Consider the following 12036-nt stretch of genomic DNA (forward strand, 5'->3'; position numbering starts at 1 on the left):
TCAGATAAGTATTTTTCAACTGACACACCGCAATCGCGAGCAAGCCCGCTCCCACATTCGCTCCATGCATTTCCAGATATTTCAAAATTTAACTTTCTTTCCCCACGGTAAATATTGCATGGTTGTACGACGACTCAAATCGTCGCCTCCGCCCTAACAACAATAAGGAAACACCCATGCCAAACGTCAAAGTATTGATCGGCTTTCTCTGCCTGTTCTCAGGCTATGTCGCCGCTGCGCCTGCCGCTGCTGAAAAGGATGTGGCTCAAGCAGTCGACCACCTGACCCAAGCCATGCTGCACTTGGACCTCAAGCAACTGCATGCCTTGACCGCCGACTCGCTGACCTACGGCCACTCCAGCGGCAAGGTGCAGAACAAGGCGCAATTTATCGCCGACCTCGAAACTCACACCAGCGCCTTCAAAACCCTCGAAATGCAGAACCAGACCATCACCCTGAGTGGCGACACCGCCCTGGTGCGCAACCACTTTCACGCCCTGGCGGTGAACAGCGGCGTCGAAGTGCCCACCGACATTGATAACTTTCAGGTCTGGCAGAAACAAAAAGGCAAGTGGCTGCTGATCGGGCGTCAGGCTTACAAGTACTGATTCCGACAGGCGCGCCGCCAGCGACGGGCACCGAGTCAGCCTGGCGTCATACTTGGCTTTGCCCGCTAGCGTTGCGGCGCGACCATCTTGAATTTGATATTGATGTCGTTGGACACCACGCTGCTGCCCGCCCACTCGCCCTCGCCGATTTTGAACGCGTCGCGCTTGAGGACGAATTCACCGTCGAACACACCGATGCCGCTTTGCTCCTTGAGCACCACCGCAATATTCACAGGCCGCGTGATGCCCTTGATCGTCAGGTTGCCGATGATCTGGTAGCGGTGGTCGCCCAGCGCTAACGCACTGCTGGACTCATACACGCCGACGGGATAGGCCGCGGTGTCGAACCAGCCAGGCTGTTGCAACTGGGTATTGGCGTCCGGGCTACCGGCATCGATGCTGGCAAGCTGGATTTTGAGCAACGCATGCGCCGCCTCGGGCTTTTGCGTGTCGAAGGTCAGGGTTCCTTCAAAGTCGCTGAAGGTGCCGTAAACCCGTTGCCCGAATTTTTGAAAAGTAAAGCTGATCTGGCTTGCCGCGCGGTTGACGTCTTTGTACTCGACAGCCTCGGCGCGGGGCAACCCACCGCAGGCCACTGCCAGCAGAACGACGAAGGGCATTCGACGCGTCATGATTTTATTCGCCTCAGGCGTATGCTCTGCTAAATAGAGCGCTGCCAAACAGCGTAGTCGCCCCTGAACAAAAAGGATTTTGCATGCCTACCCCGTCTCTGCAGGACACCGCTGCGCCCGAAGGCATCTGTTACGGCTGCGGCGGCAACAACCCGCATGGCCTGCACCTCAAAAGTCGTTGGGACACCGATGCCGTCCATGTGATTGCCGAGCATCAACCCGAGGCAAAATACAGCGGCTGGCCCGAACTGGTCTATGGTGGGCTGATCGCGATGCTGGTGGATTGTCATTCGAACTGGACCGCCATGGCCTACCACTACCGGGCCGAGCTTCGCGAACCCGGGAGTTTGCCGCGCATCGACTGCGTCACCGGCAACCTCGCTATCAAATTCATCAAACCTGCGCCCATGGGCATAACGCTGCGGCTGCGCGCGCGCGTCGAGGGCGAGGTAGGACGTAAAAGCCGGGTGGTCTGCGAGGTGTATGCGGGTGACGTGCTCACCGCGATGGGCGATTCGGTATTCGTGCGCGTCGACACCGCGCAATTGGCCGCCGCTGCGCATGGCCGCGAGGGCTGATCCTGGTCTACATTAACTGTCACCGCTAATCGAGGATTGCACCGATGACTCGTCTCACCGCGAAAGACTTTGCCCCCCAATTGCTCGAACTCTACGACGGCTACGCCCATGGCAAGATCAATCGTCGCGAATTTCTCGACCGCGCCGCACTGTTTACCTTCGGAGGCCTCACCGCCTCGGCGCTGCTGGCGGCACTGAGCCCCAATTACGCGCTGGCCGAACAGGTTAAATTTACCGACCCCGACATCGTCGCCGACTACATCACCTACCCTTCGCCGAAGGGCAATGGCAGCGTGCGCGGCTACCTGGTGCGCCCGGCCAAGGCCGCCGGTAAATTGCCGGCGGTGGTGGTGGTCCACGAAAACCGTGGCCTCAACCCGTACATCGAAGACGTCGCCCGGCGCCTGGCCAAAGCCGGGTTTATCGCCTTGGCGCCGGACGGCCTCACGTCCGTCGGCGGCTACCCCGGCAACGATGAAAAAGGCGTTAAGTTGCAACAAAAAGTTGACCCTACAAAACTCATGAACGACTTCTTTGCGGCCATCGAATGGCTGATGCACCACGACAGCAGCACCGGCAAAGTCGGCATCACCGGCTTCTGCTACGGCGGCGGCGTGACCAATGCGGCGGCAGTGGCTTACCCGGAATTGGCGGCGGCGGTGTCGTTCTATGGTCGTCAGCCTGAAGCCAAAGACGTGCCGCGCATCAAGGCGCCGATCATGTTGCACTTCGGCGAGCTGGACACGCGCATCAATGAAGGGTGGCCGCCGTATGAAAAGGCGTTGAAAGCGGCTGGCACTACGTATGAAGCGTATATCTACAAGGGCGCCAACCACGGTTTTCACAATGACTCGACGCCGCGTTATGACGAGGCGGCGGCGAATCTGGCGTGGGAGCGCACGTTGGGCTGGTTCCACAAATACCTGGCCTAGGCACACGTTGAGCCCTGATCAACTGAGGCTCAGTGTTCCAGTGCGTACCGGCGGCAATGGTTGAGGTAGCCCTGCTCGTGGCTGCCGACCAATTGCACCACGCTGGTCCATAACCAGGAAGGTGCGTCCAGTTGCCTGGAGCGGTTCTCCTGGAGCACGCCCATCCACGCCTTGCGGGTTGCCCGGTCCATCTGCCGGGCGTGGGCAATGCCGACCACGCGTGCCAGGTAACCGGCCGCGTGCATCGCGTCGATCTCGCTTAATTCATCCAGCTCCAGCTTCATGTCCTGGGGCAGCAGTTCGCGGATGAAAAAACCGTGATCGAGAAAACGTGTCGCCAACATCCGCTCACCCAAGCCCGGGGACAGCTGGCGGGCACCTTCGACGACGCGCCGAGCGTTGTCGCGCGGCATCTTTGCGCGCGCCGAACGCGGTGCAGCGGCGCCCACCGCTTCCTTGATATCGATCAGGCAATATTCCTGATCATCCTTGTCGCCCACGCCCAGCAACGCTGCGTAACGCAACAGGCCGAGGGAACTGCAGCCCTTGACCCAATAAGCCGAGTCGAGCAATTCGACTTTGGCGTCTTTGGGGCGGCCTTTGAGTGAGGTCACCAACTGGTGCAGGTCTTCAGAGGCGCACAGCGTTGCAAGGGCGCTCTTTTCTGCGCGCGACAACGACCAAAAGTGCTTGCCCAACGGAATCGTCGGCCGGGCACTTTCGATACGCTCGCGGGCGAGGTTTTTCCAGGTGCGCTCTACCGCACTGCGCATGCCCGCCTTGACCTGCGACGGGCGCGGCGGTGCTTCGTCGGGCTTGTCTTTAAAGGCCTGTGCATAGCCCAGCATCATTTCTTCAAGCATCCGCGCGGTGGTCACACCGGGCAAATCCGAACCGCGCGCGGCGGTCGCCAACGACAAGGCCAAGCGCACCAGGTCATGCGCCGGGTTACCGATCACCGTTTGGTCAAGGTCGCGGATATGCATGTCGATGCGGCCATTGTTGTCGCCGGTGGGGCCAAGGTTGCCCGCATGGCAATCGCCGCAGATCCAGATCGCCGGGCCATGCGGCAGGCGCCGACCCGATTGGCTGTGCAGCCATTCGTAAAACTGCACGGTGCTGCCGCGGACATAGGCGTGGGCGGAGCGCGCCATCTTCAAATTGCGCAATTGCGTGAGGTGGGGAATGCGGTCGGAGGGGCGCGGGATTTTCATGAACACACTCAATACGGGAGAAACGGTAGAACCTTTGCGCCGGGAAAATGTTTCATTTTGTTTCTGAATAATGACAGGACACTTCTTGCAACCAGCCCTTGAACGCCAGCATCGCTGAGGTTTCGACCCGTGACTGCAGGCGCGTCAGCCAGTAACTGCCGGTGGTAATACCCACCGCGAACGGCTGGCGAATCACATCCGTCGCCAGTTGCCGCGAAAACATTATCGCCGGTGCCAGTGCCACGCCGACGCCTTGCAACGCGGCCTCCATCATCGAGAGCGACGAGTCGAAGACGATGTTGCGCGGTATCAAGGTGTCGGCGGGCAACCCGGCGGCCTGAAACCACAGGGTCCATTCATCGGCGCGGTAGGAGCGCAGCAAGGTGTGTTTCAACAGGTCGGCCGGCGTGTGCAGTTGCTCGGCAAGCGCGGGCACGCACAGCACGGTGAGCGGCGCCTCAAGCAATTGGCAGGCTTCGGTGCCGTGCCACGCGCCAGCGCCAAAGCGGATCGCGTAATCCAGGCCTTCGGCGGCAACGTCGACGCGGTTGTTGTGGGTGGACAAGCGCAGGTCGATAAACGGGTAGCGGCGCTGGAAGTCCGGCAGGCGTGGCAACAGCCAGCCGACGGCGAAGGTGCCGACAGCGCCCACCGTGAGCACTTCGAGGTAATGCCCGCCCTCGAATTGGCCCAAGGTATGCGCAATGCGGTCAAATGATTCGCGCAGCACCGGCAGCAATGTTTCGCCTTCGCGGGTCAGCATCAAACCGCGCGGCAAGCGTTTGAACAAAGTGACATTGAGTTGCGCTTCAAGGCTTTTGACCTGATGACTGACGGCCGCCTGGGTCACGCACAACTCGATGGCCGCGCGGGTAAAACTCAAGTGCCGGGCCGACGCCTCGAAGGCGCGCAAGGCGTTGAGTGGCAGATGTGAGCGCAGCATGCGCTACCCCTAATTTTTCTAATGGCTGGTGCGAGATATGATCGTTTGCCGCACGCACAAAATCCACCTAGATTTGCCCCGCCTGCGCAGGCTTTGATCGTCGGGGATGACTCACATGGAAACCAACCAGCATGAAACATACCTATCAAAAAACCCTCATTTCAGCCTTACTGTTGGGCTGCGGCTATTGTGCGGCCGCCACCGACATGCGCCAGGTGGTGGGCAGCCGCGTTGAACCGTTGATGCGGCAACAGGGCATCGCCGGCCTTTCGGTCGCCGTGGTGAACAACGGCAAGGTGCAATACTTTAACTACGGCGTGGCCTCCAGGGAAACACAGCAACCCGTTACCGAAGACACGCTGTTTGAAGTCGGTTCTCTGAGTAAAACCTTCACCGCAACCCTGGGTGGTTACGCGCAAGCCATCGGCAAGCTCACGCTCTCGGACAAAGCCAGCCAGCACCTGCCCGCGTTGGCCGGCAGTGCTTTTGACAGCATTAGCCTGCTGCAATTGGCGACCTACACGCCAGGCGGCCTGCCGTTGCAGTTTCCCGCTACCGCCGACAGCGCGGCGACCATGCTCACCTACTACCAGCACTGGAAACCTGCGTACGCGCCCGGCACTCAGCGTCTTTATTCCAACCCAAGCATTGGCTTGTTTGGCTACCTGGCGGCGCAGAGCCTCGGCCAGCCCTTCAATGTGCTGATGGAGCAGACCCTGCTGCCGAAGCTTGGTTTGAGTAACACCTACCTCAGCGTGCCCGCGAACAAAGCCGGCCACTATGCTCAGGGCTACGACAGCCAGCAGAAGCCAGTACGCGTAAGCCCTGGCGCATTGGACAGCGAAGCGTACGGCATCAAGACCAGCACGCAGGACCTGGCCCGCTATGTGATCGCGAACATGCACCCCGAAACCCTGGAAAAGCCCCTGCAACAAGCCGTCGCCACCACACACGCCGGCTACTACAGCGTGAATGGCATGACTCAGGGGTTGGGTTGGGAGCGTTACCCTTATCCGATCACCTTGCAGGCTTTGATCGACGGCAATTCCACCTCAATGGCGATGCAGCCGCACACGGTTACCTGGCTGACGCCCGCCCAGCCGCAACCGGCTGACGTTTTGTATAACAAAACCGGATCAACCAGCGGTTTTGGCGCCTATGTGGCCTACGTGCCGAGCAAAGACATGGGCGTCGTGATTTTGGCGAACAAAAACTACCCGAATGCCGAACGGGTGAAGGTGGCGCATGCGATCTTGAGCGCGATGGCTCCGTGAGAACCGATCGCTGCGGCTGCACGATCGCGTGGTAACTTTCGACCTCAGGCCAGGCACTGCAGATAGTAATTATCGGCAGGGCCAGGCTGAAACTGGAGTTCACTCAGCACCTCCACCAACGCAGCGATGTCGTGCTCGGGGTGGTTGTGCCGGATAGCTTGCAAGCGCTCATCGAGCGTAGCGTAAGTGCCCATTATTAACGCCAGCGCGGCATCAAATACACCCGCACGACCATAGGCTTTTATCACCTGTTGTTTTTGCAGGTCGGTTTTTTTACCTTTAACTAATGGCTGACCGGCAAGAATCATTAAAATAGACTTTGGCCCGCCCTCAAGGTCCGGGGCAAATCCTTTTTTTTCGAAGTGCGGAATATGGTTAACATCACAGTAATCGTTGACATAGCGATAATACACGCCTAGTTCCAGCAGCAGGTGCTTGAGCGCCAGGTAACTGTCGTCATCCACTGGGCTCAGGCACTGACAGATTTCCAGCAACAGAACAAAAAAACCACTGGTATTGGCCTGAGCAATCAACGTGTATTCGGCCATTGTCGGCAGAATACTGCCGTTGCTGAATTTCAGGTCCAAGTGCTGCCCGACGTGCAGGTATTCGAGACTCGTAAGGCAGGCCCGCAGAATATTCACATTGGACAGCTCTGCCAGACGTTGCAGGCTGGCGATGTAGCCGTACATACCCGAATTCAGAGCAATTTCAACGCCGTATTTGGCCCATACCGAAGGAAGCCCACGGCGCACAAGATCGCCGTCGAGCACATCGTCATGTATCAACGAGGCGGTATTGATAAGTTCTACGGCTTCGCAGAATACACGCGTCTGATCGGCCGGGAGTTTGTAAACAGCTGCAAGCGCACACCCGATGGCCGTACGCACTCCTTTGCCAGACACTTGCGCTTGGTAGTCGAACGCCTCACGCCATTGCGCTTGCGCCGCCTTATAGTTGTTTTGCCTTGATAACACGTGTGGACCGGTCATTGCGTCAGCCTCTAGCGGGCCCGTCAGAAAAGCGTATTTACCCCGCCTTAAAGGCACATGGATTAACTAGAAGTAAAAGACCGGAACTGCAGCGGACACCCCTTTACCTTAACCACTTCAATCTAGTCGATCGGCGAACAATCAGAGATTTATTTTCATGGGTTTTTATCATAGCCGTATAGCGAAAAAATATAACCTTTGCGCAATGGCTTCCTCGTTAATTCCTATACGCTCTGATCTCGAGGCGACGCCCTGCCCTTGAAATGGACCGCATTACCGTCCGACATAAATAGCCCGGGAGGCTGATATGGAAGACGTGCTGATTCTGGTTGACCTGAATGACCAACCCATAGGCTTCGCTGGAAAACAGCAGGTGCATGATGAAGGCCTGCTGCACCGTGCATTCTCAATATTCATATTTGATGAGCACGCCAGGCTGCTTCTGCAACAACGCGCAGACACTAAATATCACTCCGCGGGATTGTGGAGCAATGCATGCTGCGGGCACCCGCGCCAGGGCGAGAAAACCGCCGACGCGGCGCGCGCCGGCTGTTCGAAGAGATGGGCCTGACCTGTGAGCTTGAGCAACACTCCACGCTGGTCTACCAGGAACAGGTTTCACCCACCATGACGGAGTATGAATACGATCATGTATTTGTAGGCCGCTGCGCCACCAACCCCATTGCCAACCCAGAAGAAGCCAAAGCCTGGCGCTGGGTGGACGCCGTGCAGCTACAGCAAGAACTGCACAACGCGCCGCTGACGTTCACCGTCTGGTTGCGCACACTGGTATTGCGCGCCGGGTTGACGGGCATCAAGGGGTGGGCACCTCAGCCTCGGCCGGGCGACTCGCAGCCCCTGTCAGAAAGCGCGTTTGACCTGCCAGGCAGGCTGGCTGAAGCGGATTACCCGCTCAGCCCCTTTGCCGACGAAGTGCAACTTCACACACGTCAATGGCTCAAGAGCATGGGCCTGGAAAAAACATCACATGACACGCATCAGCAGGACATTTACGTGCCCGGCCTGTATGCCGCTTACATGTGGCCCGATGCGCCGCTGGCGCTGTTGCTGATTCTGTCCGACCTTTTAGGCTGGTTCAGTTGCCAGGATGACAGCGCGGACGAGGACTGCACCGACCCGCAAGCGTTGGAGCATTTGCTTCGCGGCGTCTATAGCAGTGCATTCGCAGGCTCTGCCACTGCGCAGGGTCCGCTGGCCGCTGGGCTTACCGATATTATTCGGCGTGCGGCACGCCTCGCGCCGCCACTCTGGAAAGCGCGAGCAGGCCAGCAATATGCAAATTATCTCGAACCCTGCACCACCGCTTTGATGCACCGAACGCATCACACTCAACCCGGCGCAGAAGGCTACGATAGCCTTTGGCGCAACGCAGGCGGGTTTCAGCTTTGCCTGGAGTTCACTTATTGGGCGCAGAACATTTACCTGCCGTCTTCCCTCTACTACTGCCAACCCTGGCAGGAGCTGCGCCTCTTGGCGCTTAACTTGTTCAAAGCGGTGAATGATTTACTCTCGTTTCGGATTATGGAAAATCCCGATGAGGATACCTATAACGTATTGACTCATTTGCGGCACACCCAGGGTTTATCTGCGCGTGAGGCTGCTCGCGAAGTATCGCGGCGTATTGATCAATGGGCCCATGCATTTTCGGATGCGCAGGCACGACTGCCCCATCGCCTGGCCGAGTTGGGCTATGACGAGCAAGCAGTGCACGCCGTGGTGACGTGCGCGCACGCTCTGCATAACCAATGGCGCGGCAACATTGCCTGGCACCTGGCAGTGCCGCGCTACCGGGAAATTCGCTTCAAGGGCGTTTAGCGCACAAAACCGCCACGCCATTACTTCAGCGTAGGTGAGCAGATTGAAGTGCGCGCCTTCAAGCTGGCAAGCTATGCGGCACACGCGGTCACCCGCGATCTTTAACGCCATTCACAGGGAGTTGTATGCGCAAGGATTACCTGGCGTTCTTTGTTTCGCTGTTCCTGTCGCGGCTGGCGGATCAAATTCTGCTGTTCATCGTGCCGCTGGTGGTGTTTCAGACCACCCAAAGTGTGTCGTGGGCCGGGCTGGCGTTTTTTGTCGAATCGCTGCCGCGTTACCTGGCATTCCCGGTGTGCGGAGCCTTGTGCGACACGTTTTCGCCGGTACGCATTCTGCAGATCAGCCAGCGGTATCGAGCGCTGGCGTGTGGCCTCGCGGTGGCCCTGTACGCGCTGTTCGACGGTCTGTTTTGGTTGGTCGCGCTGTCGGCGCTGTGCGGCGTGTTGACCACGCAGGGCATCATGGCCCGCGAAGTGCTGATGCCGCATATTTTCAAGCATTACACCTACGCCAAGACGCTGTCCTACTCACAAATTGCCGATCAGAGCGGGCTGGTGCTGGGGCCGCTGCTGGCAGCGCTGATGCTGCAAGTCTGGGCGTGGCACTGGGTGGTGCTGGGGGTTGCCGGGCTGTTTGTGCTGGCGGACCTGGCGATGCGGGTTTGGCAGCGCAACAGCATGGTGAACCTGCACACATTCGAGCAGCATCAGGGTATCTGGCTGCAACCGCTGCGCATTGCGCTCACGCATATCCGCAACGTGGTCGAGTTGAAGCGCATCATCACGCTGGCGTTGGGTGTGAACCTGATCATCGGCGTGACGCTGGCCACTTCTGCCGCGATGGTCACCGGCCACTTTGCAGCGGGCAACGATGCTTACGCGCTGCTGCAGGCGGCGGGCGCGCTGGTCACCATCGCCATTCTGTTTTACCTGGCACGCGCCACGTTGCCGTTGAAGGTCATGGGCGGGCTCGCGTATTCGCTGATCGGCGCAGGCGCGTTGATCATGGCCGTCAGCACCCACTTATGGGCTTACACCGTGGGTTTTCTGCTGGTCAGCGGCTTCGACAAGATGTTTAACGTGTACCTGCGCAGTACCCGTCAGCGGGTAATTCCGCGGCAGGATTTTGGCAAGACGGTGGGCGTGATCACTTTGCTCAACAACCTGGCTCAGCCATTGGCTGGTTTGATGATTGCGCTGCTGGCGGCGCCGCTGGGCACGCAAACGGTGATCTTGCTGTTGAGCGCAATCGCCGTGCTGCTCGGGCTGGCCGTGGCGTCAGGCTGGCACGCCACTGTGAAAACGGAACTCGGTGTCGGGTGACTCGATCAGTTCCTGCTCGGCCGCCCTGACCCGCTCGATCACCTGGGCGATGTCTTTAGCGTCACCGTACTGGTACGCCAGCTTCAAGTAACCCTGAAAGTGCCGCGCTTCGCTTTTCAGCAATCCGAAATAGAACTTGCCGAGTTCTTCGTCCAAATGCGGCACCAGTGCTTCGAAACGCTCGCAACTACGCGCTTCGATAAACGCGCCAACCACCAGCGTGTCCACCAGCTTGACCGGCTCGTGGCTGCGCACCACTTTGCGCAAACCCGAGGCATAACGGCCTGCATGCAGTTGGCGCAATTCGACTTTGCGCTTTTTGATCAGGCGCATGACTTGCTCGTGGTGCACCAGCTCTTCGCGGGCCAGACGCGACATCATACTGATCAGGTCGACGTGCGCGTGGTACTTGGCGATCAGGCTCAGCGCGGTGCTGGCGGCCTTGAATTCGCAGTTCTTGTGGTCGATCAGCAAGGTCGGCTGATCGGCCAACGCAGCCTGTACCCAGGCGTCGGGCGTGCGGCAGCCGAGGAAGTCGTGGATTTCGGGCAGGTTCATCGGGCTCACGGGCAAGAGGGTCACAAAAGGTCGCCGATTATACCGACCGCGCCGCAGACCACCAGCCACCGACTGTGATGTGTATCAACATGCCGTCTGGCGGGCAGCAACTATAGTGATTGCAGGCACCTTCTTTTGCGTCTCTGGAGATCAGTTCATGCAAGCTATCCGCAGCATCCTGGTGGTCATCGAGCCCGAGCATCCTGAAAGCCTGGCCCTGAAGCGCGCCAAGCTGATCGCCGGGGTCACCGGCGCGCACCTGCATTTGTTGGTCTGCGACAAGCAACACGAGCATTCGGCTTTGTTGAGCCAGCTCAAGTCCGGCTTGCACGAAGCGGGCTACAGCGTGACCACCGAGCAGGCGTGGAATGACAGCCTGCATGAAACCATCATCGACGTGCAGCAAGCCGAAGGCTGTGGCCTGGTGATCAAACAGCACGTCGCCGACAGCCCGTTGAAAAGGGCCTTGTTGACGCCGGCGGACTGGAAACTGCTGCGCTACTGCCCTACCCCGGTGCTGCTGGTGAAAACCTCGACGCCTTGGGCCGGCAAAGTGGTGCTGGCGGCAATTGATGTGGGCAACAGCGACAGCGAACACCAGGCGCTGCACAACACCATCATCGACCACGGCTTTGATATTGCGCGCCTGGCCAAGGCGCAACTGCACGTGATCAGTGCGCATCCGTCGCCGATGCTGTCGGCGGCGGACCCGACGTTTCAGCTCAAGGAAACCATCGAGGCGCGCTATCGCGAGCAGTGCAAGGCTTTTCAGGCGGAGTTCGACGTGGATGACGCGCACCTGCACATCGAAGAAGGCCCGGCAGACGTGCTGATCCCGCATGCGGCACATCAGTGGCAGGCGGCGCTGACCATCATCGGCACCGTGGCCCGCACCGGGCTTTCGGGGGCACTGATCGGTAACACGGCGGAAGTGATACTCGATGCGGTGGCAAGCGACGTGCTGGTGCTCAAGCCACAGGCCTTGATGGATCACCTTGAAGAGCTGGCCACCAAGGCCTGACTCAAGGGTTTCAAACCATCAAAAAAGTGCTGTCAGCCAGCAAACCCCGCCCTCCCAAACACTGGAGGTCACTGTGGGAAGAGGCTTGCTCCCGATGGCGGTGGGTCAGCCCGTTTATCCGCA

General features: G+C 59.0%; 13 protein-coding genes. 8 read left to right on the forward strand and 5 right to left on the reverse strand.

What is annotated here, in order from left to right; genetic code table 11:
* Positions 1-176 precede the first annotated feature (176 nt).
* Complete coding sequence (locus F0169_RS24755; RefSeq protein WP_058411198.1) at positions 177-608, forward strand: nuclear transport factor 2 family protein; 432 nt, start codon at positions 177-179, stop codon at positions 606-608.
* Positions 609-673: 65 nt separating this feature from the next.
* On the opposite strand, the gene F0169_RS24760 is transcribed toward F0169_RS24755, so the two are convergent.
* Positions 674-1228, reverse strand: coding sequence for a YceI family protein (locus F0169_RS24760; protein ID WP_425274319.1), 555 nt, complete (start codon positions 1226-1228; stop codon positions 674-676).
* 95 nt (positions 1229-1323) lie between these two features.
* Here F0169_RS24760 and F0169_RS24765 point away from each other — a divergent pair, with 95 nt between their 5' ends.
* Both F0169_RS24765 and yghX read left to right on the forward strand, forming a co-directional pair.
* A complete protein-coding gene (locus F0169_RS24765) occupies positions 1324-1818 on the forward strand; it encodes a PaaI family thioesterase (RefSeq protein WP_152747891.1) in 495 nt (164 codons plus the stop codon).
* Positions 1819-1862: 44 nt separating this feature from the next.
* Positions 1863-2750 carry a YghX family hydrolase gene (yghX, locus tag F0169_RS24770; RefSeq protein WP_152747892.1) on the forward strand — a complete coding sequence of 296 codons (888 nt, stop codon included), beginning with the start codon at positions 1863-1865 and terminating at the stop codon, positions 2748-2750.
* A gap of 29 nt (positions 2751-2779) precedes the next feature.
* Here the strand turns inward: yghX and F0169_RS24775 are convergent, their stop codons facing one another.
* Positions 2780-3964, reverse strand: a complete 1185-nt coding sequence (locus tag F0169_RS24775) for a DUF2252 domain-containing protein (RefSeq protein ID WP_058411202.1) — start codon at positions 3962-3964, stop codon at positions 2780-2782.
* A gap of 52 nt (positions 3965-4016) precedes the next feature.
* Positions 4017-4907 (reverse strand): LysR family transcriptional regulator, encoded by an 891-nt coding sequence (locus tag F0169_RS24780; protein ID WP_152747893.1) that lies wholly within the window; start codon positions 4905-4907, stop codon positions 4017-4019.
* Positions 4908-5038: 131 nt separating this feature from the next.
* Here F0169_RS24780 and ampC point away from each other — a divergent pair, with 131 nt between their 5' ends.
* The gene (gene ampC / locus F0169_RS24785) at positions 5039-6181 is read left to right on the forward strand and encodes a class C beta-lactamase (RefSeq protein WP_152747894.1); all 1143 of its coding nucleotides are present in this window, start codon (positions 5039-5041) and stop codon (positions 6179-6181) included.
* 44 nt (positions 6182-6225) lie between these two features.
* On the opposite strand, the gene F0169_RS24790 is transcribed toward ampC, so the two are convergent.
* The gene (locus tag F0169_RS24790; protein ID WP_152747895.1) at positions 6226-7173 is read right to left on the reverse strand and encodes a polyprenyl synthetase family protein; all 948 of its coding nucleotides are present in this window, start codon (positions 7171-7173) and stop codon (positions 6226-6228) included.
* A 307-nt stretch (positions 7174-7480) separates the two neighbouring features.
* Between F0169_RS24790 and F0169_RS24795 the strand changes: the two genes are divergently transcribed.
* The 3 genes from F0169_RS24795 (at position 7481) to F0169_RS24805 (ending at position 10334) form a co-directional block, all read left to right on the forward strand.
* Complete coding sequence (locus F0169_RS24795; RefSeq protein ID WP_425274320.1) at positions 7481-7744, forward strand: isopentenyl-diphosphate Delta-isomerase; 264 nt, start codon at positions 7481-7483, stop codon at positions 7742-7744.
* The gene (locus tag F0169_RS28555; RefSeq protein ID WP_425274321.1) at positions 7669-9009 is read left to right on the forward strand and encodes a terpene synthase family protein; all 1341 of its coding nucleotides are present in this window, start codon (positions 7669-7671) and stop codon (positions 9007-9009) included. Before F0169_RS24795 ends, F0169_RS28555 begins: the two co-directional genes overlap by 76 nt.
* Before the next feature lie 125 nt (positions 9010-9134).
* Entirely contained in the window at positions 9135-10334 is a 1200-nt protein-coding gene (locus F0169_RS24805) for an MFS transporter (RefSeq protein WP_152747896.1), read from the forward strand.
* Here the strand turns inward: F0169_RS24805 and F0169_RS24810 are convergent.
* Entirely contained in the window at positions 10290-10892 is a 603-nt protein-coding gene (locus F0169_RS24810; protein ID WP_099236368.1) for a MiaE family protein, read from the reverse strand. The two genes, F0169_RS24805 and F0169_RS24810, sit on opposite strands and share 45 nt — an antisense overlap.
* A 157-nt stretch (positions 10893-11049) precedes the next feature.
* Between F0169_RS24810 and F0169_RS24815 the strand changes: the two genes are divergently transcribed.
* Positions 11050-11913: a universal stress protein gene (locus tag F0169_RS24815; protein ID WP_152747897.1), complete on the forward strand. Its 864-nt coding sequence runs from the start codon at positions 11050-11052 to the stop codon at positions 11911-11913.
* The last annotated feature ends 123 nt before the right edge of the window (positions 11914-12036 follow it).

This window comes from Pseudomonas kitaguniensis, from assembly GCF_009296165.1.
GTDB lineage: Bacteria > Pseudomonadota > Gammaproteobacteria > Pseudomonadales > Pseudomonadaceae > Aquipseudomonas > Aquipseudomonas kitaguniensis.